The following is a 23,571-nucleotide window of genomic DNA, read 5'->3' on the forward strand; positions in this document are numbered from 1 at the left end:
GTTCGATTCGGATCCATTTATCACGTTGCTTGCGACCATGCATCGAGGGGCCGCTTTCACTCCAGCGGACTGGATCGCCGCCTCGATCTGGTAGCGACCGCTCGGCCCCGCAGGGAGACGACCATGTGGCCAAGCCAGATCGCCTCGTCGACGAGCTCGGCGAAGGCGTCGTCGCCGTGTGGCGGAATGCCGCAGTGAGGCACGCGTGCGGTTCGCGCGTGGACGGGGATGACAGGCGATGAGGTGCGCTCATCGGGCGCGAGCGCGTTCACGCGAAGCTCCTTCCGCGCGTCTCTCTCGACGAACGCTCAGTCCGCACGCCTGGACCGCGCTTTGCAGTTATACAAGACATGCTGCAAGATATTCATCAGCACGCTGCGTTCATCGTGGGAGTCATGGGGTTCTCGCTGACGCTCGGCTGCGCCGGCGAGCCTGGAACAGCCGAGGCGCTCGGAGAGAGCTCCGATGCGTTTTCAACGGCGCCGGGTGAGCCGAACCACGAAGAGATCACCAGCGCCGCGCTGGCGTTCCTGAAGCCCGCGGTGATCAGCGCCCTGAAGATCGGCAATGTGTCGACGGACGCCGAGCTCCACTTCAGCAATGCTGCTCACTTCGATGACTGCAACTTCAGCGGAGGAGCCGCATTCATCGCCGAGAAGCAAGCCGAGGCGGTGGCAGCGCTGGGCCCGGGCCTCGCGCAGCTGGGTGGTGATGCGCTGGCGTTGCTGGCGTTTTCCCGTTCGCTTCACGCGGTGCAGGACTTCTACGCACACACGAACTGGGTCGAGCTCGGCGGCGACGTCCTCGTGGACCAGTCGTTCACGGCGTTCCCCGCGCTCACTCCGTACTCCGCGGTGCCGTCGACGGGCTTCATCGTCGTGCAGGGCCAAAAGCCGAGGGGGGCGTCGGTGACTCGCGACGACGATGCGCCGTACCCGGAGTACGCGATCGTGACCTTCCGCCAGCGGCGGACGACCGCCCATGGACTTGTCTCGGGCACGGTCGACTACGAGCCAGGCGACGACTGTCCGCCCCCGGTGGCGATGACCCACGACGAGCTCAGCAAGGACAAGACCTCCTTGACCGATCGCGTCGAGCAGCACCTCGCGGCGAAGTCGCTCGCGATCCAGCAGACGCGTCATGAGTGGTGCCGGCTCAACCAGCTCGCGCACGATGCGTGGGGCGACGCCGGGACCGCGCGCCTCGCGGCGTGGGTGGCCGACCCGGGCTCGGCGCCCGACTGCACCACCGAATGAGGCGGAGGCGTCCTGGCGCGCCTTCGCCTGTCACCACCTGTCACAAGGCGAGCGCACGGGGTGGCTCTGTAGGGCATAGGCGTTCGTGGGGCGCGCCGTCGACACGCCCTCGCTCACGTTCCAGCACGACCGCATCACGTCCGAGTGCAGTTCCACGCCTGCTGACCTGCCGGGAGGCGGCCGTCCCGCGGCCGCCTCCCGGAAAGCGGACGCGTGACTCGGATCCATCAGGCCGGCGTGCTCTCCCGTACCGGCTGTGGGGCGCCGGGACGCCGTCGACTCCACGCTGTTCAGCTTCGGCTCGACGGGGCACAATGCTCGTCATCATGAGGATGGTCTTCCGGGGCGGCGCGGCGTACGGCCCGAACGGGCGGTTCGGCGCGTGGGTGGTGAGCGTCGACGCCGGGGGGAGCGTGACGCTCGCGGGCCAGGCGCTCGGGGAGGAGATCCACCGGGGACCGGAGCCCCTGTCGGAGTCGGAGCTGGCGGCGCTCGATGGGTTGCTGCGTTCCGCCGCGACGGTGGACACGGCGTCGAAGCGAATGGGCATCCCGGGGGAGGCGCTGGTTGGTTTCGACATCGAGACGCCTTCCGGGCGCCGCGAGATCCGGCGATGGCACCGGGAGGCGCAGGAGCAGCCGCCGCTGGCGGGTCTGCTGCGCTGGCTCGACGAGGTGATCCAGGCGCGGACGGGGCGCTTCGCGGCCTTCGGGAGCTGACAGGCAGCGGGGCGCACCACGGCGTCGTGAACGGCGGCAGACTGGCTCACGACGGCGCCGCCATGACAGCGGCCGACGTCTCCGGCGCACGATCCAGCGTGAGCTCGTCGGCCACGCAGCGTCGACGTCGCGGACGCCACGTTCCCCCTCCGTTGGTCGGCGGCGCAACACCGCAGGTGGCATGCTCGATGCCTGCTTCTTGCGAGCGTGACCAATTTTAACGATTCGCGAGGAGGCCTGGTGCACGGCGATGATGCCTGTCGAGGCTCGGCCGCGGAGGGACGGCCGCCGGCGACCGCCTACATCAACCGCATTGCCACGGCCGTGCCGCCGCACGACGTGCACTCCTCTTTTGTCCGCTTCGCGAGCACGCTCTTCAGCGACGAGCGCAGCCGCGTGCTGTTCGGGCGGATGGCGGACAAGGCGCAGATTTCACACCGGTTCTCCGTGCTGGCGCCGAGCGCCGAGGTGGGCGGCGCCTCGATCGACGCGGGGCGGTTCTACCTGCGCGGCGGCTTCCCGACGACCGCGGACCGCATGCGTTTGTACGAGAAGCACGCGCCGGAGCTCGCCGCGCAGGCCGTCTCCGGCCTCGACCTCGGGAGCGCGGCGCGCCGGATCACCCATGTCATCGTGACGTCGTGCACCGGCTTCTCCGCGCCGGGCATCGACCTCGAGCTCGTCGAGCGCTTCGGCCTCGATCCATCGGTCGAGCGCACGATGATCGGCTTCATGGGGTGTTATGCCGCGATCAACGCGCTGAAGCTCGCGCGGCATATCGTGCGCTCGGCGCCCGAGGCGCGCGTGCTCGTGGTGAACGTCGAGCTGTGCACGCTGCACCTGCAGGAGGCCGTCGCCATGGATCAGATGCTGTCGTTCCTCCTGTTCGGCGACGGCTGCGCCGCGGCCGTGGTCAGCGCCGAGCCGAAAGGGCTCGCGCTCGACCGGCTCCACGCCGTCGTGGTGCCCGGGACGCGCGAGCTCATCACATGGAACATCCGCGACCTCGGCTTCGAGATGTTCCTGTCCGGCCGCGTGCCGGGCGCGATCGACCGGGGGCTCAGGGCCGCCGCGGGCGCGATCCTCGACGGCGCCGCGCCAGGCGAGATCGACCTCTGGGCGGTGCACCCCGGCGGGCGGTCGGTGCTCGACGCGGTCGAGCACGCGCTCGAGCTCGGGCCCTTGGCGCTCGCGGCGTCGCGCGACGTGCTCGCGCGCTTCGGCAACATGTCCTCGGCGACCATCATGTTCGTGCTCCAGTCGATCGTCGCGGACGCGCGGCCGGGCATGCGCGGGTGCGCCATGTCGTTCGGTCCCGGTTTGACCGCCGAGACGGTGCTGTTCCATACGGCCTAGACCCATGGGCGCCCTCGACTTCTCGCGTCGATCCACGCTCGACGAGCTGATGGATACCCAGCCCGTCGACTTCGAGGATTTCCGCGCTTGCCTCGTCGATCTGGCGCAGGTCAACCGGCTGACGCTCGCTCACCGGCCGACGTTCGCGTTCCTCGAGCGCCTCGTCGCGCGCGGCCTGCCCGAGAACCGGCCGCTGGAGGTGATCGACGTCGGCAGCGGCCACGGCGACATGCTGCGGCGGATCGACGCGTGGGCCAGAGCGCGCGGCATCGCCGTCTCGCTCACCGGCGTCGACCTCAACCCGTGGTCGCGCCGGTCGGCCGCCGAGGCGACCCCGCCGGGCCGGCCGATCACCTGGGTCACCGCCGACGCCTTCGCCTACGAGCCGCCCGGCGGCATCGACGTCGTGTTGAGCTCGCTCTTCACGCATCATCTCCCCGATCCGGTGGTCGTCCGTTTCCTCGCCTGGATGGAGGCGAAGGCGCGGCTCGGCTGGTTCATCAACGATCTGCACCGCCACCCGCTGCCTTATCACTTCTTCCGCCACCTCTCGCGCCTCGCGGGCTGGCACCGCTTCGTGCAGCACGATGGCCCGGTGTCGATCGCCCGCGCCTTCTCGGCGAGCGACTGGCGGCGTCTCATCGCCGAGGCCGGGCTCGACCCGCGCGCCGTCGAGGTTCGGTGGTGGATGCCGTTCCGGCTCACCGTCGGGAGGCTCAAGGTCCCGTGAACGACGCAGTGGTCGTCGGAGGAGGCCTGGCCGGGGCGGCGGTCGCGCTGCTCCTCTCGCAGGCGGGGCGCGAGGTCGCGCTGATCGAGCGCGAGGCGTGCCCGGCGGACAAGGTCTGCGGCGAGTTCCTGTCGCGCGAGGCCGCGCTCTACCTTGCGTCGTTCGGGCTCGATCTGCCGGCGCTCGGCGCGGCGCCCATCGAGGCCGTGCGCCTGGTCGAGCGCGATCGGGTCGCGGCCGCCGCGCTGCCGTTCTCCGCGCTCAGCCTGTCGCGCCGCGTGCTCGACGAGGCGCTGCTCGCGCGCGCCGCGGCGGCGGGCGCGTCGATCCGGCGGGGCGTCCGGGTCCAGGCGCTCGCGCGGGCAGGCGCGGGCTGGGAGGCGCGGCTCGAGGACGGCAGCGCGATCGCGGCGCGCGCGGCGTTCCTCGCGACCGGCAAGCACGACGTCCGGGGCCTGAGGCGGCCTTCTGGGCTGCAGGACGATCTCGTCGCCTTCAAGATGCACTGGCGGCTGTCGCCGCGGCAGGCGGCGGAGCTCGACAGGCACGTGGAGCTCGTGCTGTTCGAAGGCGGTTATGCCGGTCTGCAGCCGGTCGAGGGCGGTCGGGCGAACCTCTGCCTCCTCGTCCGCAAGGGCCGCTTCGCCGCGCTCGGGCAGCGCTGGGACCGCCTCCTCTGCGCGATGCGCGAGGGGTCGCCGCACCTCGACGCGCGGCTCGCGGGCGCGGAGCCGTGCCGGGCGCGGCCGCTCGCGCTCTCGGCGATCCCGTACGGCCATGTCCAGCGCCGCGCGGACGGGATATGGCGCCTCGGCGATCAGGCGGCGGTCATCCCCTCCTTCTCGGGAGACGGCATGTCGATCGCGCTGCACAGCGCGCGGCTCGCGGCCACGGCGTACCTCGAAGGGGCGAGCGCGGAGGCGTTCCAGCGCCGGCTCTCGCGCGACGTGCTCGGGCAGGTGCTGCTCTCGACCGGCCTCTCTCACGGCCTCGTGCGGCGGCCCGGCCAGGCGGCGCTCGGCGCGGCGGCGCGCCTTTGCCCGGGCCTCATGGCGGCCGTGGCCGGGCGCACGCGCGTGTCCGAGGCTGCGCTCGTGCGCGGAGGGCTGCCGGCCGCCGCGCTGCAGGGCGGGCGCGGGCCGCGCTGGGCGACACGCTAGAGCGACGAGGATTCCGGCCGGACGCCTCGCTGGCGAAGCCAGGGGGCGGCGCGGCGGCATCGCGGAAGATCCTCCGCCGTTCAGCCTGCTTTCGGGCGGACCGGCTACTGTGCATGAGCATGGGAACCGCCGAGCCACACCCCGCAGGCCGCCGGCTCAGGCTCGTCTCCGCCCAGGGCGGTGGGGGGCAGCCCGCGCCCGCGCCCGCGCCCGTCAGCGACGAGGAGATCCTGCTCGCCTTCCAGCGGGGCGAGCGAGGGATCGGCCTGCGGCTCTACGAGCACCTGCTGCCCGCCGTCGACCGGACCCTGTACCGGATCCTGGGTTGCCGCGAGCAGGACCACGCCGACCTCGTGCAGGCCGCGTTCGAGCAGATCGTGAGCACACTTACCAAACACCGGTTCGCGGGGGAGTGCAGCCTGGCGGGCTGGGCGTCCGTCATCGCCTGCCACGTCGGGCTGAGCGCGCTGCGCGCCCGACGGCGCGAGCGGAAGGTCATCGATCGCACGCCGGGGTCGCCGGAGCCTGGCGCCGGGCCCGAGCCGCCCTCGCAGGGCGCCGACCCCGAGCGCGAGGTGAGCGCGCAGCGCGATCTCGAGGCCCTGCGCCGGCACCTCGCGGCGATGGACGGCGACCGCGCGACCGCGCTGCTGCTCCACGCCATGGGCTATTCCCTCAAGGAAATCGCTGACTTGACCGGTGTTTCCGTGGCCGCGGCCCAGTCGCGGCTGTCGCGGGGGCGGCGGGAGCTCCAGGCGCGCTTTGAACCCGAGGCGGCGGCGCGACGCGACCCCGCTCGACCCGAGGAGCCACGATGAAGCAGGACGACGTTGACACCACCCCGGAGGATCGCGCCGCGGCGGCTGGCGTGGACAGCGTGGAGGCCTCGCTGCGGGCGCTGGTCGAGCAGCCGGTGCCGGCGCTGCCCAGGGTCCAGGCGAGGTACCTCCAGCAGCGGATCGCCGGCCGCATCGACCAGCTCGTCGCCGACGCGGCGGAGCGGCGCGCCCGCGCCGCCCGGCGGCAGCGGGCCGCCCTGGCCGCGGCGGCGCTGGCGGCCGCCCTGACCGCGGCGGCCGCCGGCGTCTTCCTCGTGGTCCGGGCGCGCGACGCCCCGCCCGCCGCGGCGCAGGTGACGGCGCTCCAGGGCGCGGTCGAGATCGCGGCCGGGGACGCGATCCGCTCGCCGCCGTCGCTCGCCCTCGTGCCGCTCGCGAGCGACGAGCAGCTCCGGACCGGCGAGGGCGCGCGGGCCAAGGCGTCGCTCGCGACGGGCGCCACCGTCGAGGTCGGGCCCTCGACGCGCGTGAGGTTCGCGCCGGTGGGCGCCGGGAGCGACCGCGCGGGCGACGTCGTCGCCCTCGAGCAGGGCAGGATCGCCGTCGATGTGCCGCCGCTGCCGGCGGGGACGAGCCTGTCGGTGCACACGTCGGACGCCGTGGTCACGGTGCACGGGACGCGCTTCTCCGTCGAGCGGCGGCCCGACGCGGCGGGAGAGCCCGCCGAGACGCGCGTGTCGGTCGTGGAAGGCCGGGTCGCCGTGCACCGCGGCGAGGTCGAGCGCTTCCTGAGCCCGGGCGAGACGTGGTCGTCCCGCGACGAGGAGCGCCGGTCGGACCGCCCCGCCGAGGGACGCCCGGACCACGCGCCCGCGCCGCCCCGCGACCTCGGACAGGACAGCGCCGCCGGCGAGGGCGGCACGGGCGACGGGGCCGGCGAGGGCGGCGCGGGGGAGCCGCGCGCGCCGCGCGACGCGCGCCAGGCCCCGCCGCGCGCCTCGCTCACGGCCGAGAACGAGCTGCTCCAGGGCGCGATGGCGGCGCGGCGGCGCGGGCAGCCGAGGCGGGCGATCGAGCGGCTCGATCTCCTCCTCGGCCGCTACCCGGACTCGCCGCTCGCCGAGATCGCCCGCGTGGAGCGCCTGCGCGCGATCGAGATGCTCGGCGACAAGGAACGGACGGCGGCCGAGGCGCGCCGGTACCTCAAGGACTACCCGCAGGGCTTCGGGCGCGAGGAGGCCACGTCCGCCTCCCGCCCCGGCGGCGCTCGCCCCTGAGCGCCCGCGCGCGAGGCCGTCTCGATTTTTTGACGAATCCCTGCCTGCTCCCGGCGCCTCCGGCGACCTTCACTTCATCGAGGAGATCATCGCGCCGGCGATCGGGTTCGCCGGCTGCGCTCCAGGTCGTGCTTGCTTTCGAATTGGGAGGATCTCGATGCGTTCATTCGCGTTGACGGGGTGGTTCTGTGGTGGGCTGTTGTCGCTCGCGGCCTTCGGCGCGGGCTGTTCCCTATCGGGCACAGGAGGCGCAGACGGCCGCATCGTCTCCGGGGAAGACTGCGTCCCGTCGGACGGCGAGGGCGGCGCGCCGGCGCCGAGCTTCCCGGGGGCCGGCATGTCGGGCGCCGGCGACTCCATCACGGCGGATCTCGATCCGCTCTCGTGCGGCGCGAGCGCCCGGGGTGTCCCCGTGGACGGGACCGCCCAGGTCGACTGCTATTACACGAACAACAACCCGACGACCCCGATGGCCTTCGTCGAGCGGGTCGTCGAGATCGCCGAGAGCGAGGAGCTCGTGCACGTGCGGCTGACGCTCAACCCCGCGTTCGTCGACAACACGTATGGCGAGACGGCCATCGGGTGGGGCGGCGGCGAGGAGCCCGCCGGCCCGCAGCCCGGCGGCCCGAAGCCCGGCGACGGGCCGAAGCCGAAGGGGCACGGGGGCCACACGTTCAAGGATCTCGTGGGCAGCGACAAGGCCCAGTTCCAGCTGACGAACGGGAAGGGCGAGCTCGTGCTCGACTTCTACGTCGACTACCTCTCGGCCGACGAGGCGAGCCCCTCGGGGTATGCGTCGCTCGGCGTGCTCGGCGGGGAGGGCAAGATGCTCCTCGGAGACGCCGGCGCCGTCGTCGCGGCGACCACCTCGCTCGACCGCGATCTCAACGCGTGCGGGTACGGCGCGTACCTCGAAGACTCCCCGGAGACGGACGAGAACTACACCCCCAACTCGGAGGCACCGAACTGGGATTACCGCGTTGTCTACGACGTGTGGGTGAGCGCCTCGGCGTTCGGCGCTGCCGGCTTCGGCGACGCGACCATCAGCTATGTGCACGCCTCTCCGAGCAAGTACCCGTCGGATACGGTCACCGTGACGCCGGGGCCGTGCCCCACGCCGACGTGTGAGGGCGACGACCCGCCCGCCGGCGGCGGCGGGGGCAGCGATGCGGGCGAGGATCCGGGTGAAGGCGGGGAATGCAAGGAGTCGGGTGGGGAGTGCACGGCCAGCACGGACTGCTGCTCGGACAGCGACGTGTGCGTGAGCGGGGTGTGCAAGCCGATCTTTATCCCGCAGTGAGCCGGTGATGTCCCCGGCGCCGGCGCGGCCGCGCCAGGGAGGCGCTGGCGAGCGAGGTCATGGTCCTCGCATCCGGTCGCCGGAGGGGAGCCCGCAGCACGAGAGGCTCGGGCTCCTGGCGTGACGGGTCGGAGGCGCAAGACGCTCGACGGTCAGCGCGCGGCCAGCGCGAGCGGGCAGGCGCGCAGCTCCTCATCCCCCCGAGTTATCCGGGAAGATTCACAGGGAGGCGGAGAGACGGGGAGTAAAATCCCATCAATCTCCCCGCCTCCCCGACTCCCTGTTCAATTTCTCTCTAACAATGTGGACTGGCGTCCCCCGGCGCCGTCGCCGCCGCGGCTCGCGGAGGAGGCTACTTGCCCAGCAGGGCGTTCATCACCCTGTTGTAGGTCTCCTTCTTCCCATACTGGTCGTTGAAGAGCAGCGACTGCGAGCTTTGCCCGTTGCACAGCGCCCCGCTCCAGCTGTTGAGCCACGACCTGCCGTCGTTGATCCCCCAGAAGGTGATGGCCGTGCACTTGGGCTCCTTGAAGCAGGCCGCGACGATGTCGTGGTAGTACGCGAGCTGCTCCTCCGCCGTGACCACGCCGCCGCAGCGGTTGATGTCCATCTCGGAGATCAGCACCTCCAGGCCCAGGTCGGTGAAGCGCTTCAGGTTCGCCGCCACGTCCGCTCCGGTGGCCTCGTTGTTCGGCGGACCGATGTGCATCTGGAACCCGACGCCGTCGATCGGGACCCCCCGATCGACCATCCCCTTGATCATGTTGTAGACGAAGTCGACCTTCGCGTTGCGCGCGTCGATGCTGTAATCGTTGTAATAAAGCTTGGCCTTCGGATCCTGCTCTCTCGCGATCTGGAAGGCGAGGTCGATGTACGATTCCCCGATCTGGTTGTAGAACACCGTGGGCCTCATGCGGGGATTGCCGACGCCGGTGTCGCTGTCGGTCTGGACGGCCTCGTTGACGACGTCCCAGTGATCGAGCCGGTCCTTGAAGTGCCCCATGACCTGGGTGATGTGCCTGCGCATGGCGGCCTCGACGTTGGCCTTCCCGGTCATCGAGCTCATCCAGTTAGGCAGCTGGCTGTGCCACACCAGGGTGTGGCCCTTGACCTTCATGTTGTTCTGGCGCGCCCAGTTCACGATGTTGTCCGCGGCGCCCCAGCTGAAATTGCCCGCGCTGGGCTCGAGCGCGTCCCACTTCATCTCGTTCTCCGCCGTCACGTAGTTGTGCTCGGCGGCGGCGACGCGCTTGTAGTCGTTGTTACCGAGACCACCGCCGGAGATGGCCGCTCCGATCAGTATCGGGGGGTTCGCCTTCTCACCGGCCTCCCTCAGCGTGCTGGCGCTCGCCGCAGGGACTCTGGCGCTGGCGCCGCCGCCCGTACCATCGCTGCCGCCCGCGCCCTCGCCGCCGGTGCCGCTGCCGGTCGTCGCGCCGCCGCCGCTGCCGCTCGTCGCGCCGCTGGTCGCGCTCGTCGGGTCGCCGCTGCCGGTCGTCGCGCCGCCGCCGCTGCCGGTCGTCGCGCCGCTGCCGGTCGTCGCGCCGCCGCCGCTGCCGGCCGTCGAGCCGCCGCTGGTGGTGGTGCCGCCCGTCGCGCCGCCGCCGGTCGTCTCCCCTCCATTGCCGTCACCGCTGTCCGAGCAGCCGGCTGCACACAGGAATGCCGAGAGGAGAAGTGTGAAGGGTGCTGATCTCATGCTCGCATGCTCCAAAGTAAAATGTATTTACTAACTCACGCGACCTGGTGCCTTGATCATCCGCGGGTCCACGTCGCGCGCGGGCGGCACCCGAGGTGGTGCCGAACCGGCAGTATATCGGCCGCTGTCTCCCAAGCATACAGCTTCACGAGGCGGACCCGAAGGATAAGGGGCTCCGGAAGCGAATTCCAGGGCCGTTCGAGAATTTTGACATGGGGATAATGTGCGCCCGAGACCGAGTCGGTAGGGCGCCCCACACGCGGCTCGGCGTGCTCCTGGGGTGCACCTGCTGCTGGGGCGCACCTGCTCCCCGGAACGAGCAGGAGGTCGCCGCAGACCTCGACGATCGCGCGACGAAACGTCCTTTGGCGCCGGCGTTCAGAGGCAGCGGGGAGAGGGGAACGTGATCTTCACATTCCGGATCTCCTGGCGCGCGGTAGCGTCTCCCGTGCCGGCGGCGAAGCCATAAAAGAACTTCGACCCGACGGGGAAGCCGGGGATGGAGACCCCCTGGAGCTGGCTTTTGCCGTCGATGATCAGGCTCACCTTGCCTTGGTTGAGCTCGATCTGCGCCGTATGGAACGCGCCGTCGCCGAGCGCGACGCCGCTCGTCCCGTGGCCCAGCGAGCCGAGGACGCCCTCGTCGCAAGGCTGCGTGAGATCGTCCACGCCCACGTGGTTATTGTTGGGATCCGTGCAATCGAGGTTGTGGTAGGTGTCGATCTCGACGCCGTAGCCGGCGAGCCCGGCCATACCGAGGCCGCCGCCGGGCTCGCCCACGGCCGTCTCTCCTGTCGTCTGGAGCATGAACCCCATCCCGTCGCCGTCGCCGAGGCGGAACTCGAACGTCGCGGTGAAGGCGTCGGCGGCGAGGGGATTCCAGTAGATGATGGTGCCAGCCTGCCCGCGTCTGGCCTCGGTGAGCACGCCAGACCGCCTGTCGACATCCCAGAAGGCGTCTCCATTGAAGGACCACCCCTCGGGTGGTGAGGCCATGTCCGCGGCGAGGCTCACGCCGCAGGCGGTTCCAGCGGGGCACGTGCCCTCGTCGGTCTGCCCATCACAATCGTTGTCGGCGAGGTCGCACGCGTCCTCGGACGCCGGCACGACGTCGCCGGTGCACGGACCCCAGGTCGTGCCGGAGCAGACCTGAACGCCGGCCTTGCACGCCCCGACGCCCTGGGTACCCGGAGGGCCCGAGTAGCAGCCACGTTTTTCCCCCTCCACACAAGGGCAGCCCTCATCGACGCTCCGATCGCAGTCGTTGTCGAGGCCGTCGCACACCTCCGGCGCCGGGACACACCGGGGGCCTGGCGCTTCCGGGCCTGGCTCCTCGAGGCCTGGCTCCAGGAGGATGTCGCTCCGACCGCCGCACATGGACACGGCGGCGGCGAGCGCCGGAAGCAGGAAGAGGGCCTTTGCGCGCGCTCGCCGGCCTGCGCCTGCCGCCGCGTGTGAAGAGCGGAGTGGCTGTGAAGATTGCATGTACTCTCGATCCTCGGCGCGACCATGGAGCGTGTGGATGATGCAACACCCTCGCGCCAGCACGCCTGCGCGGCAGCCTACCAGATCGAGGCGAGCGCACCTCCAGGAATCCGGGGGGGGTGAAGGTCCGGATCCTGCCGCACACGGCGCGCCGAGCCCTCTGCCGGGCGTTCGACCGGCGTGCGTCTCGACGAGCGGCGCCGGTCCGTGGCATGGATGGGCCTCATGGCCGAACGCTCCATCTCGATCCCGATCGTCGATAGCAGCCCTGTCTCGGGCGTCATCCACGCCCCGAGGACGCGGGCGAAGCGCTCCGGCGTGGCCGTCGTCCTCGGCCATGGCGCCGGCAACGACATGAACGCGCCCCTCGTGGTCGACGTCGCCGGGCGGCTCGCGGCGCGCGGGCACACCGTGCTCCGCTTCAATTTCGTCTACAAGGAGCTCGGCCGGAGGGCGCCCGATCGGCAGCCGCTCCTCGAGAAGGCGTTCGAGGCGGCGATCGAGAGGATGCTCGAGGACCGGCCGGAGCGCCTCGTGATCGGCGGCAAATCGATGGGCGGGCGGATCGCGTCGCTCCTCGCGGCTCGCGGCGTCCGCGCGGACGGGCTGCTGTTCCTCGGCTATCCGCTCCACCCCGCGGGCAAGCGCTCCCCGCTCCGGGACGCGCACCTGCCCGCGATCCCCGCGCCGCTCCTGTTCCTTCAGGGCACGCGAGACCCGCTGTGTGATCTCGCGCTCCTCCGGCCCGTCCTGAAGCGCCTCGGGGAGCGGGCCAGCCTGCACGTGATCGAGGGCGGCGACCACTCGCTCGATCTGCTCAAGTCCGCGGGGCGGACCAGGGAGAGCGTGCTCGAGGACATCGACCTGGCGATCGATGGTTGGCTGAAGGCGCGGGTCCTCGCGCAGCGCCAGAAGGCGCCGTGACGGGGAGTGCCCCCAGCCTGCCGGAGTGATGGAGGCGCCGAGGCGCCAAGCACAGAAACCTATCCTGGCGTCCCTGGCCCCTTGGCGGCCCCCGATTCGGCGCTTCTCTGGCGGTGTCAACCGGGTGGTCGCTCCAAGCGCGCCCGGCCGATGAGGCCGGAGGGGGGATATGGCGGTATCTCGCCGATCCTGCGACATCGTCTCATCGGACTCGGGGCTGGAGCGCTGGGTGCGCACCATCGTAGGATGCTCTCCGGCCGAACGCAGAGCTCCCGCTGCGTGCCAGGAGAGCGCGACCATGCTCGACCAACTCGAACCTCCGTCCCGAGCTGCCCCACCCTCGGCGCGCAAGCCATCGCCGCGCGCCCGTGGCTATCCGGTGGTGGGGCTCCTCCCGGCGCTGGCGCGCGACGCGCCGAGCCTCCTCCGCCAGCTCGCGCGGCAGTACCCGGGCGAGCTCATCGAGCTCGATCTCGGGCTCACCCGGGCCTATCTGGCGACGCACCCCGAGCAGGTCCAGTACGTGCTCCACGACAACTGGCGCAACTTCGGCAAGGAAGGCGGGATGTGGAAGCCGATCGGGCGGCTCCTTGGCAACGGCCTCGTCACGGCCGGGGGCGACGAGTGGCTCCGGAACCGCCGGCGCATGCAGCCGCTCTTCTCGTCGCGGCAGCTCGCGGGCCTGGTCGATCGGATGTTCGATGTCGTCGAGGGCGACCTGCCGCGGCTCGAGGAGCGGGCGCGCGCCGGGGCCGTCGTCGACATGGACAAGGAGATGATGCAGCTCACCCAGCGCGTCATCCTGGCGACGATGTTCGGCGTCAGCATCACCCCCCGGGAGGCCGACAGCCTCGGCGAGGTGCTCCTCGTCGCGATCCAGGCGCTGAACGCGAGGATGTTCCTTTATTTCATGCCCGATCGCCTGCTCCCGGGCGAGCGCGCGCTCCGGGACGCGATCGCCAGGATCGACGAGGCCATCCTGCGCCTCGTCCGCGAGCGCCGCAGGAGCAAGGAGGAGCGGGACGACCTCCTCTCGCTGCTCCTGCGCGCGCGGGACGAGTCCGGCTCCGGCATGGACGACCGCCAGCTCCGGGACGAGCTCGTCACCATGTTCATCGCCGGCAACGAGACGACGGCGATCACGATGACCTGGCTCTTCTACCTGCTCGACAGGAACCCCGGGATCGAGCGCAAGCTGCGCGCGGAGATCGAGGAGGTCGTCGGCGACCGGCGGCCGACGGCCGCCGACCTGTCGAGGATGGAGTACACGAAGATGGTGATCCAGGAGGCGATGCGCATGTATCCACCTTCCTGGCTCGTCCCGCGCACGGTGAAGGAGGACGACCAGATCTGCGGCTATCCCGTGCCTGCCGGCGCGACGGTCATCCTCAGCCAGTACGTCATGCACCACGACCCGGCGTTCTGGGAGGCCCCCGCGGAGTTCGACCCCGAGCGCTTCACGCCCGAGCGCTCGGCCTCGCGCCCGCGCTACTCGTACATGCCGTTCGGCGGCGGCCCGCGGCAGTGCATCGGCAACCTGTTCTCGATCATGGAGGCGCAGATCGTGATCGCCGTCCTGCTAAGGCGGCTCCGCATGCGCCTCGTGCCCGGTCACCCGGTGTCGCCCCAGGCGGTGGCCACCCTCCGGCCGCGCCACGGGCTCAAGATGACGCTCCATGCCGTGTGACGGGGCCGCCCGCGACGAGCGGCGGCCTCGATGAGCCGATGAGCCGATGAGCCGCCGCCGTCGTCGCGCTCGCGGCGGGGCGTCAATTGATGATGGCCGGGTCCTCGATCGTGAAGCACTCGACCGACGACGCCGCGTATTTGATCGCGTTGTACCAGAACTGCGAGATCTGGAAGACCTGGGCCGCGGATCTCTCGTAGCAGGGGCTGTTCGGGTCCGTGTACATCTGCGGATTGAGGCACGCGGCCGTCCCGCGCCACTGGCCCGAGTAGGTCACCCACTCGTCGCCGAACGCGACGACATGGCCCTTGCCGATCTCCTCGTGCACCGCGAAGTTGTTCCTGCCGTCGGTGCTGTCGACGGTCGCGGTCGTCGATTTGATCGAGCGCGCGATGTAGGCGCCCACGCTCCGGATGTTCCTGCCGAGCGGCGTGTCCTGGTTCCAGGTGCCCACGCTCGTGGGGAGGTCGCCGCCGAGCGGCAGCGAGCCGCCCCAGCAGTTGCAGTTCGCGCAGCCGTTCCGCGCGGGATCCAGGAGGCCGTCGGCGTTGAACTGGATGTCGGTGAACGAGAGGAGCTGGTTGGTCGCCGTGATGTCGTGGATGGTGCATCCCTGCCCATTGCACTGATAACCGCTCAGCGCGATGAGGCCGCCGCCGTTGTTGACCCAGTCCTTGAGCGCGTTCACCTCGTCCGGCGAGAACTGCCACGGCGCCCCGTCGTCGTTCTGGGCGCCCTTCGTCACCATCCACTGGAGGAGGATGACGTCGTACTTGGCGAGAAACTCCGCCGTGAGCGTGGGCTTCTCCCGGTTGTAGTTGTCGACCTGGGCCGTGCTCTGCGTGTTGAGCCAATCCTGGAGCGCCGTGGTGCTGTCGCTGCTGCACGGGCCCCAGACGCCTTCGCGGCCGATCGACGCGATGTTGATGCAGGTGCAGTTGCCGGCGTCGTCGCAGGTCGTCTGGTGACCGGCGTCGGGCGGCGGCTCGCCGCCCGGTCCCGTGCTCGTCAGCCCGATGTCGCCGCCGATATCGTCGCCGGTGCTGGTGGTGCTGACGCTGCTGCTGCTGCTGCTGCCGCCGGCGCCGCCGGCGCCCTGGCCGACCGCGCCATTCCCCGTGGTGTTGCCGTTGCCGCCCGATGAACAGGCGATGACGGGCAGCCAGAGCGCTGCGAGCACAGCGCCGCAACGCGTCGCGAAATGAAGTCTTGTCATGATGCCTGAGACTACCACTCCCCGCGCCTGGCCGGAGATCCAAAATGGGGGAGGCTCTCCACCCGAAGCGCTACAGGCTGCTTGATTTCCAGCTCCAGCCGCGCGAGCACCTTGCGCGACGGCTCCGGCGTGAGAGTCGCCCCATGCTCTACCGGCCGGACAGGCGCGAGCGCGAGCAGCAAGGATACGAGGGGTGGCGATCGGCCCTCGCAGTGTCTTGGGCGCAGCTATGCGCACGTGTGGCCGCGGGTGCGTGTGATGTGGGCGAAAGAAAGCGGTGCTAGGGGAACGGTCGGGAGTGCGGGCGCCGGAAGCGTGCTACGCGGTTTCGTGAGCTCTCGTGGGGCTTGCGTTCGCCACACAGCGTTAGGCGTCGACGCGCCGGGTCTGCCGGGAGAATTGAAGCTCTCTCCGGAGGGGGTCGACACCTTGCCGGAGAGTTGAAATCCAATCTGGATGGTGTGGATACCCTCAGGGGACAATTGAAATCCAATCTGGAGGGGTCGACACGCTCCGGGGATAATTGAAAATCAGCCAGGCAGGTGTCGACATCTGCCGGGAGAGTTGCAATTTAACCTGAAGTCTGCAGGTATTCACCGCGCTGGATGATTCAGCTGTGGCTGTGTCCTGCGCCGCTTGCTGAAGCTTCCTGGGCTACGGCTCGCCCTCTGCTCCAGCCTGCTTCTCCTCCGCGGCGCGCGCCTCATTCAGCGCGAACAGCCGGTCGATCAGCGCGTCCTCGAACGCGCTCCGCGCCTGCCGCTCTCCCGGGGTCGCGGGCTCCGCGTACGGGGGGACCTCCACGCCGTCGAACCCGTAGGCCGCCAGGACGGCCCGGTCCATCTCCTCGTGGAGGCAGCGCAGCTCGACGATGCTCGGTTCCTTGCACCTTGGGTCCTTGATGAGGTTGTACGTCTCCGTCAGCCCCAGCCGCGACGCCAGCATCCACCGCGCGCGGGCCGCGTAGAGGCGCTCGCCGGCGGCCTCGACGCGGCCGCCCTCGGCGAGGTGGTCCGGGCGAGGGAAGGGGAACGTCTCCACGCAGTCCGACGGCGCGTACCGGAGGCCCTCTCCCATCGTCGAGGAGAGCAGCCGTGCCCACGTCTCGTGCGCGCGCGACTGGAGGACGGCGAAGCGCGCGTGGTCGTCGATCGCGAACACACAGAGCTGATCCGAGAACGTCCGGCCCGCGGGCTGGAAGGCGAAGCACAGGTGCTTCGTCACCCGCGCCGCGACGAGGCACCGCTCGAGCGGCGCGATCGTGCGCCGGAGCTCAGGCCGCGTGTTGGCGAACTGCCACCAGCGCGCCCGGTGGCCCGCGTCGATGCCGGTGCCCTTCAGGCGATCCCGCGCCGGCTTCACCCGGGTCCGCACGATCGAGAGCAGCGCGGGCCACCGGCCGGCCTCCTCGAGCCCGCGCTCGCCGAAGTCGATCACGTGGCGGTGCGGGCTGTGCGAAGGGGACGAGTTGACCTCCTCGCCGCCGAGGAACGGGCGGAGCACCTCGCCGGCCGCAGGATCGCCCGCGAGGAGCGCCCGCGCCTCGCCGTCGGTCAGGACGAAGCCGTCGCCCCGGAGGAAGCAGCCGATGAAGCACAGATCCCGGCTGGCGCCGAGCGGGCGCGGGTCGGGGCGCTCGGGCATCGCGCGCAGGTGCGAGTTGATGTGGCCCACGGGCACGCCGTCGAGCCGTGGCGGCGGCACGCCGTCGCCCGGCGACATGCCCAGCGCGAGGTGCACGACGGCGACGTGGACCGCGGCGTCTCCCGGCCACGGAACGCTGCGCACGGCGTTGTAGATGATCGCGCCCCCCGCCTCGACGAGCGGCCTGAGGCCCGAACGCCGGGTGTCGCCCTGAGCTATCGTGTTCGTGGCGATGAGCCCCACCGTCCCGCGGCGCCCGAGCAGCGCGGCCGCGCGGCGGAAGAAGTGGGCCGCCAGATCGGTGTTCTTCGTGGCGCCGTGCAGCCGCTCGAGCCACGCGGCGTAGAGCTCGCCGTGATCCGTGGAGATCCGCTTCCCACCCAGGAACGGCGGGTTCCCGACGAACGCGCCGAGCCGCGCCGGCCGCGGCTCTCGGGCGCCGCCGGGCTCGTCCGGGTGCGGCTCCTGGAACACCTCCGGGAGCTCCAGCGGCCAGTGGAACGCCGGCAGCGGCGGCGGCCCCCCGGGCGCCCCCTCGCGGAGCGCCCGCTGCATCGACAGGAGCTCTTCCGAAGGCGGCCCGCCGCCGCGGAGCCATGCGATCGCGAGCTCGGCCCGCCGATCGCGCTCCTTCAGCCGGTCGCGGTCCTTCTCGTGCGCGAAGAACGCCCCCACGACGAGGTCGCCGAGCAGCCGCGCCCGGGCGATCGCCTCGTCCGCCTCCTTGGCGAGCCGCGCTCGCCGGCGCGCGGCGCCGGCGTCGCCGCCTTCCGGGACGTCCGGCCCTCCTGGGATTCGCAGGCTCGCCGGGAGCTGCGCTTCGACGCCTTCCGGGGCATCCGCCCCTCCCGGGTTTCGCAGGCTCGCGGGATGCTCCGCCTCCTCGGCGAGCCGCCGCCGCAGCTCGAGCGCCCGCGCCACCGCGGCATCGATCTCCTCGCAAAACGGCCGCGCCGGCGCCGCGGGCTTCCAGTGGAAGCCGCGCAGCTGGGCAAGGTCGAGGCCGACGAGCGAGTCGCCGTGCCGGAGGGCGTGATCGACGAACGTGAACGGCTCGTCCTGCGCGCGCGTCACGAGCCAGAGCGACAGTCTCGCCAGGCTCACCGCGAAGGGGTTCTTGTCGGCGCCGTAGAGGCAGCGCCGCGCGACGAGCCGCCGCGCGTGGCTCACGGCGCCCTCTCCCGGCAGGGCGAGCCGCGCGGCCGCCGCCGCGTCGCCGCGCGCGGCCTCGCGCGTCCAGGCGGCCACCACCTGGTCGGCCAGGTACCGGCACGCCTCCATGAGGAACGCGCCGGAGCCCATCGCCGGATCGCAGATCGCGAGCCGGAGGAGCGCCTCGGACGCGGGCTCCTCGCCCAGCTGCCGGAGCAGCGGCTCGAGCGTCCGCGCGACGATCGGCGCGGACAGGCTCCTCGGGGTATAATGAGAGCTCGTCCGCCGCCGCTCGGCGATCGGCTGGAGGAACAGCCGCCCCGCCTCGAGCACGTCGGTGTCCCTCGCGCGCAGCGGTCCGAGCGCCTCGAGGACGCCGGCCGCGGTCTCCGCGGCGACGAGCGCCTCCCCGAGCCTCCCCGCCTCCCGCCGCGAGATGCCTGCCCGCTCGGCGAGCCACGCCGCCCGCCGCGCCGCCGGCTGCGCGAGCGCCTCGGCCGCGCCCACCCAGATCCTGTCGGGCCGGAGGCACACCGTCGGCCCGGCGGCGCGCTCGACCCGGTAGCCCATGAGCGCCTCGTAGAGGCCGCCGAGCTGCTCGACGTCGATCGCCCGGTAGGACAGCGGGCGCCCGTCGAGCACGAGGAGCCGCTCGAGCACCGCGTGCACCGCGCCGTCGTCCACCGACGGCGCGCGCGGCGCGCGCGCCGCCGCGGCGTCGTCCGGGGCCGCGCGCTCCAGGAACGGGTATCGCTCGGGGTCGAAGAGCTGCCCTCCCCGCGCCGGCAGGGTCAGCTCGGGGCGGCGGAGCCCGTGGAAGACGGCGCGGAACAGCGCGGTGAGCCGCGCCCACGCCCCGAAGCGCCGCCGCGGCGCGCCCGGGCGCGCGCCGCGCTCCGCCGCGAGCTCCTGGAAGAGCGGGCGCACGCCGAGGTGCGCCGCGTAGTACGGGTCCGAGGCCGGCAGGAGCCCGCGGTCCTCCGCGTGCAGCAGGAACACGAGCCGCAGGATCGCGGTGAGCAGGCCGCCGTGGAGGTGCTCCGGGCCGCGGGCGAGCGCGTCCTCGAGCGCGCCCGACCCGTCGCGGTCGGCCGCGTCCTCGAAGCCGCTGAGCAGGATACCGAGCGCGTCGAAGGCCCGATCCGCGAGCGCGCCCGCGACGTCTGCCTGCTGCGCCCTGCTGTCCCCGGGGACGGGCTGATCCATGCCGAGCGCCCGGAGTGTACGCGAGCGCGGCGCGCTTTGCTGCAGGTTCTACCTGCGCGCGGCGTTCAGGGCTTGATCTTTGCCGCGAACGCTCGCGTGACCGCCGGCCTCGCCTTGATCGCCTGCTCCCAGCGCGCGAGGTTCGGATAGGGATCGAGCGCTACCCCCATGCGCGCGGCCCCGGAGATCCACGGAAACGTGGCGATGTCCGCGATCGAGTACTCGTCGGCGAGGTACTCGGACTCGGCGAGGCGGCCGTCGAGCACCTTGTAGATGCGGTCCTGCTCGTTCTGATAGCGCTCGATCGCGTAGGGGATCTTCTCGGGCGCGGCGCTGCGGAAATGGCCGAGCTGGCCGAGCATCGGCCCCACCGCGCCCATCTGGAACATCAGCCACTCGATGACGCGCGACCGGCCCGGCTCGCTCGCGGGCAAGAGCTTGCCCGTCTTCTCGGCGAGGTAGATGAGGATCGCGCCCGACTCGAAGACGGTGACTGGCCCGTTCGGGTGGTCGTGATCCCGCAGCGCGGGGATCTTCCCGTTGGGGTTGATGCGCAGGTACTCCGGCGTTTTCTGCGCGCCGGATCCGATGTCGATCGGCTTGATCTGGTAGGCGAGCCCGAGCTCCTCGAGGAGAATGATGGGCTTGTAGCCGTTCGGCGTGGTCCACGTGTACAGATCGATCATCTGGTGCTCCCTCCCATCGGCGGTGCCTCCGGCACCCGTCCCGGCAGCTGCGGGGATGGTCCCCGGGTGACCCGCGGAGGTCAAGCGAGGGCTGAACGGTCCGCGCGCTGCGTGTCGATTTCACCCGAACGAACTCGCGCAAGCGAGGCGCCGTGCGCGCCCAGCACGCCGCCGATGTCGCGGCTGGCGCCGTAGGTGTCCGGAAACTCCTGATGAGGCGGCTGCTGTATCAGCCTGGCGCGATGCCTCCGGCTGCGCGCCCGCCGCGCCCTTCCGGGCGCCCCCGGCCCGCCGGAAAGGCGGCGACTGCGCCCGGTGCTCGACGGATCTATCCTGTGGCGCCGCACCGCATTTGGGCCTTGCGGCGCAGAGCCGGTCTGTGAGATTTTTTGTGGGGGAGGCCTCAAAAGGCGACGATCTAGACAGAGCTGGTTCCGCGGCTTCGGTTGACCGATCGACGGATAGTTGGGCAGGCAGAACGGCCGTGCCAGAGCAATATGACCATCTCCACCGGAATGCTCCTTTTGACCGTTCGCGAACTCCGAGAGGCGCTGAGCGCGCTTCCGGGCGGCGCTGTCATCGGGCTCACCCGCGACGGTTCGACGGTAGAAACGCTCGACGCACTCCACGCGGTGACGGTAGTTGCGGTTCAGCCCAGTCTCCTCGTGCTGGGCCCGCCGCCTGCTGATGCCGGGCGCCTCTTCGAGGCCGTCTCCGAGGGCGACCAAGAGCTCGTTCGCAAACTGCTGGCCGATGGCGCGGATGTGAACGCACGCGACCCTCGGTCCCCTATGTTCGACGGCGAAACGCCGCTCATTCTGGCGGCAGGCGCTGGTCTGATCGACATGCTTCGTGTTCTGCTCGAAGCGGGCGCGGATGTTAACGCTCGCTCTGCGAGCGGATGGACCGCGCTGATGCGAGCCTGCAATGCTGGAGCGACGGAGGCTGCACGTCTCCTCCTCGATGCCGGCGCTGACCCGCGGCTCATCAACGATGAGGGGTACACGGCGCGCGGGCGGGTTCCCGGCACCTCGCCGGAGCTCAAGGCGCTCCTCGAACCTTGGGAGGCTGCCCAACCCGGCAAAGCACCCGGCGGCGCTTCGCGCGGCGGGTGATTGCCAGGCCGCTGGGTTGCTCGAGGTCGAAGATGCTGAGTCTCACGAGTGCTCGATGGTCAGAGCTGGAGCACGCATACGGTGCTGCTTCAGATGTTCCAGAGTTGTTGCGAAAACTCGATGGCTTGCCCGCTGCGGAGGGAGAGCAAGAACCCTGGTTCTCACTTTGGAGCTCCCTGGCGCACCAAGGGGACGTTTACTCGGCTTCTTTTGCCGCGGTCCCCTACGTGGTGAAAGCCTTGGCATCCGCTCCGGCTTCTGCCGATTTCACGTACTTTCAGTTTCCGGCTTGGGTGGAGATCTGTCGAGCTAAGAAGAGTATTGCAGTTCCAGAGGATCTTGCCCCGGCTTACTTCGACGCGTTGTCACAGTTGCCATCTCTTATTGCGGCGGCGGCGTCAAGACCTTGGGACGCTGGCTTCCTTTCGTGTGCCTTGAGCGCCCTTGCCGCTTCGAAGAGCCAGCCGGCCGTTGCGGAAGCGGTGCTCGAGCTGTCCCCGGAAACGGCGAACGAGTTCATGGAATGGTTGGGCAGCCGCTAATCGACCAAACAGCGCGCTGCTGCCGACGCGCGAAGTCCGAAGGCGAGGAGCCAGCTAACCAGGTCGTTGCTGCTGATGTGGCCCTCGCTCCGCTCGGGACTACGCAGAAGAACGCCAGTCGTCAGGCACACACGGCAACCCCGCGGGAGGTCCTCGCATGCCCTTCGAAATCCCACCGCGGCTGCTCGAACGCCTGCGCGCTCGACGTTTTGAGCAACGTCAGCTGCGGGCGACCCGCAGCGCTGCCCGCGCGCCGCGCGAGCAGGCGGGCGGCAACTTCATCGATTCCATTCGACATGTCTTCTCTGGAGCTTCTTCCGTCGATCAGGCGGCCGGGCGGTACGTCGCGGCCATGAGCTCTTGGCAGGACGAGGTTGAAGACGAGTACGACGCGTTCCTGCTCGACCCCGGCATGGGACCGATGACCTACCTGACCTCCGACGGCCGCGTCCTCGAGGACCTCCGTGGCTGGGACGGCGATGAGATCGTCGAGGTCGGCGGTTTGCACGCACATTCCGCGCTGATCGTCGGCGCCCGGAAGACGGGCATCGTCGAGCTTCTCGAGCTGATCCCGCCGCCTCCTCCGGGGTCGTCGGTCTGCTCGACGTGCAACGGCAAACGCGTGGCTGAACCGGCCCCCGGATTCGGCATGGAGTTCCCCTGCAACGAATGCGACGCGCGCGGGTGGATCGATGCTGGCTGACTCCGGGATGAACCCGACGAGCAGCTCCGTGGCTCCTTTCCGGTGCGGCGGACGCCGTCGCGCTCGACATGGGCCGCAGGGCGGAGCCCCGGAGCCCCCGCCCCCGGAGCTCATGCCGTTGCGATTGCGAGCCGGCGCGTGGCGCCCTTGACCAGAGGGCCGGTTTGCTCTTCGCTTTCCCCGACCATGAAGCTCGTCATCCGCTCCGCTGGCGTCTGGGGGCATCCCAATCTCCGGACGTGGGCGCCCGACGATCCCGACGCGTTCGCCGAGCTCGTGATGCTGGACATCGGGCCCAGAAAGGGGGCGGGCGCGGATTCCTTCACCCTCAGGGTGGCCACGCCCGCCGGGCTGGACCGGCTGGAGGCACGCGATGGAATCCTGGCCACCCGCCCCCTGCTCGTGATGCGCCGGTACGACTTCGACGATCTCTGGCGCTGGCTCGAGCAGACCGTCGCGTCCTGCGAGGCCGAGACCTGGCCGGCCTGCGTCGAGAACCTCCGGCGCTACTTCGCCTGGGAATACGAGAGCTACCGCGAGCCGTGACACGGCGCGCGCTCTCCTGTTCGCCCCCCGCTGGCCGCCGCAGCGCCGGCGTTCGGCGCGTGCGGCGGCTCCGCCGGCCCGGCCGCCCAGCCGGCGCTCGCGGCCCCCGGAAAGGCGGCGAATGCCGCCGGTGTCAGGCGCATCTACGCGACCGCGCTGGGCAGCATTTGGGCCTTGCGGCGCAGAGCCGGTCTGTGAGATTTTTTGTGTGGGGGCGGTCCTAACACTACTGCGAGAAGTCGGAGGGGGAAGCGAACCGCCATGACGCCAAGGGCGCCAAGAAACCAGGGAAATGAGAGGGGAAAGTGCCGGGACGGCACTTCTTCTTCTCCCTTGGCGATCTTGGCGCCATGGCGGTTCTTCTTTGCGCCGCTCGTCCGAGGATAGAG

The 23,571-nt window shown here is 70.8% G+C and carries 20 protein-coding genes; 14 read left to right on the forward strand and 6 right to left on the reverse strand.

Features of this window, described 5'->3' with window-relative positions; translation table 11 throughout:
- Positions 1-56 precede the first annotated feature (56 nt).
- Entirely contained in the window at positions 57-272 is a 216-nt protein-coding gene (locus WMF34_RS11390; protein WP_012234813.1) for a hypothetical protein, read from the reverse strand.
- A 78-nt stretch (positions 273-350) separates the two neighbouring features.
- Between WMF34_RS11390 and WMF34_RS11395 the strand changes: the two genes are divergently transcribed.
- From WMF34_RS11395 to WMF34_RS11430, 8 genes are all read left to right on the forward strand, one after another.
- On the forward strand, positions 351-1,256 hold the full coding sequence (locus WMF34_RS11395; RefSeq protein WP_437993308.1) for a hypothetical protein: 906 nt from the start codon (positions 351-353) through the stop codon (positions 1,254-1,256).
- A gap of 326 nt (positions 1,257-1,582) precedes the next feature.
- Positions 1,583-1,975 carry a hypothetical protein gene (locus tag WMF34_RS11400; protein WP_157906606.1) on the forward strand — a complete coding sequence of 131 codons (393 nt, stop codon included), beginning with the start codon at positions 1,583-1,585 and terminating at the stop codon, positions 1,973-1,975.
- 240 nt (positions 1,976-2,215) lie between these two features.
- Positions 2,216-3,331 (forward strand): type III polyketide synthase, encoded by a 1,116-nt coding sequence (locus WMF34_RS11405; RefSeq protein WP_437993309.1) that lies wholly within the window; start codon positions 2,216-2,218, stop codon positions 3,329-3,331.
- 4 nt (positions 3,332-3,335) lie between these two features.
- Entirely contained in the window at positions 3,336-4,061 is a 726-nt protein-coding gene (locus WMF34_RS11410) for a methyltransferase domain-containing protein (protein WP_437993310.1), read from the forward strand.
- The gene (locus WMF34_RS11415) at positions 4,058-5,221 is read left to right on the forward strand and encodes an NAD(P)/FAD-dependent oxidoreductase (RefSeq protein WP_437993311.1); all 1,164 of its coding nucleotides are present in this window, start codon (positions 4,058-4,060) and stop codon (positions 5,219-5,221) included. The genes WMF34_RS11410 and WMF34_RS11415 overlap by 4 nt, the downstream gene beginning before the upstream one ends.
- 113 nt (positions 5,222-5,334) lie before the next feature.
- Complete coding sequence (locus WMF34_RS11420) at positions 5,335-6,039, forward strand: RNA polymerase sigma factor (RefSeq protein WP_012234819.1); 705 nt, start codon at positions 5,335-5,337, stop codon at positions 6,037-6,039.
- Complete coding sequence (locus tag WMF34_RS11425; protein WP_437993312.1) at positions 6,036-7,277, forward strand: FecR domain-containing protein; 1,242 nt, start codon at positions 6,036-6,038, stop codon at positions 7,275-7,277. The genes WMF34_RS11420 and WMF34_RS11425 overlap by 4 nt, the downstream gene beginning before the upstream one ends.
- Positions 7,278-7,434: 157 nt before the next feature.
- Positions 7,435-8,577, forward strand: a complete 1,143-nt coding sequence (locus WMF34_RS11430; protein ID WP_437993313.1) for a hypothetical protein — start codon at positions 7,435-7,437, stop codon at positions 8,575-8,577.
- Between the two features lie 352 nt (positions 8,578-8,929).
- On the opposite strand, the gene WMF34_RS11435 is transcribed toward WMF34_RS11430, so the two are convergent.
- Positions 8,930-10,276, reverse strand: coding sequence for an endo-1,4-beta-xylanase (locus WMF34_RS11435; RefSeq protein WP_437993314.1), 1,347 nt, complete (start codon positions 10,274-10,276; stop codon positions 8,930-8,932).
- Positions 10,277-10,654: 378 nt separating this feature from the next.
- Complete coding sequence (locus WMF34_RS11440; protein ID WP_080599252.1) at positions 10,655-11,761, reverse strand: L-type lectin-domain containing protein; 1,107 nt, start codon at positions 11,759-11,761, stop codon at positions 10,655-10,657.
- Positions 11,762-11,986: 225 nt separating this feature from the next.
- Between WMF34_RS11440 and WMF34_RS11445 the strand changes: the two genes are divergently transcribed.
- Both WMF34_RS11445 and WMF34_RS11450 read left to right on the forward strand, forming a co-directional pair.
- A complete protein-coding gene (locus WMF34_RS11445) occupies positions 11,987-12,685 on the forward strand; it encodes an alpha/beta hydrolase family protein (protein WP_437993315.1) in 699 nt (232 codons plus the stop codon).
- A gap of 298 nt (positions 12,686-12,983) precedes the next feature.
- Entirely contained in the window at positions 12,984-14,372 is a 1,389-nt protein-coding gene (locus WMF34_RS11450; protein WP_437993316.1) for a cytochrome P450, read from the forward strand.
- Between the two features lie 82 nt (positions 14,373-14,454).
- Here the strand turns inward: WMF34_RS11450 and WMF34_RS11455 are convergent, their stop codons facing one another.
- The 3 genes from WMF34_RS11455 to WMF34_RS11465 all read right to left on the reverse strand — a co-directional run bounded on the left by WMF34_RS11455 (position 14,455) and on the right by WMF34_RS11465 (position 20,276).
- The gene (locus WMF34_RS11455) at positions 14,455-15,588 is read right to left on the reverse strand and encodes a hypothetical protein (protein WP_437993317.1); all 1,134 of its coding nucleotides are present in this window, start codon (positions 15,586-15,588) and stop codon (positions 14,455-14,457) included.
- A 654-nt stretch (positions 15,589-16,242) separates the two neighbouring features.
- Positions 16,243-19,590 carry a DNA methyltransferase gene (locus WMF34_RS11460; protein WP_437993318.1) on the reverse strand — a complete coding sequence of 1,116 codons (3,348 nt, stop codon included), beginning with the start codon at positions 19,588-19,590 and terminating at the stop codon, positions 16,243-16,245.
- A gap of 65 nt (positions 19,591-19,655) precedes the next feature.
- Entirely contained in the window at positions 19,656-20,276 is a 621-nt protein-coding gene (locus WMF34_RS11465) for a glutathione S-transferase family protein (RefSeq protein ID WP_437993319.1), read from the reverse strand.
- A gap of 497 nt (positions 20,277-20,773) precedes the next feature.
- On the opposite strand from WMF34_RS11465, the gene WMF34_RS11470 reads away from it, so the two are divergent.
- The 4 genes from WMF34_RS11470 to WMF34_RS11485 all read left to right on the forward strand — a co-directional run bounded on the left by WMF34_RS11470 (position 20,774) and on the right by WMF34_RS11485 (position 23,182).
- A complete protein-coding gene (locus tag WMF34_RS11470) occupies positions 20,774-21,391 on the forward strand; it encodes an ankyrin repeat domain-containing protein (protein WP_049876235.1) in 618 nt (205 codons plus the stop codon).
- A gap of 32 nt (positions 21,392-21,423) precedes the next feature.
- Entirely contained in the window at positions 21,424-21,933 is a 510-nt protein-coding gene (locus WMF34_RS11475) for a hypothetical protein (protein ID WP_080598836.1), read from the forward strand.
- Positions 21,934-22,090: 157 nt separating this feature from the next.
- Positions 22,091-22,636 carry a hypothetical protein gene (locus WMF34_RS11480; protein WP_437993320.1) on the forward strand — a complete coding sequence of 182 codons (546 nt, stop codon included), beginning with the start codon at positions 22,091-22,093 and terminating at the stop codon, positions 22,634-22,636.
- Between the two features lie 186 nt (positions 22,637-22,822).
- Positions 22,823-23,182, forward strand: a complete 360-nt coding sequence (locus tag WMF34_RS11485) for an immunity 8 family protein (protein ID WP_012234832.1) — start codon at positions 22,823-22,825, stop codon at positions 23,180-23,182.
- Positions 23,183-23,571 lie beyond the last annotated feature (389 nt).

This window comes from Sorangium sp. So ce145 (assembly GCF_051525985.1).
Taxonomy (GTDB): domain Bacteria; phylum Myxococcota_A; class Polyangia; order Polyangiales; family Polyangiaceae; genus Sorangium; species Sorangium cellulosum_B.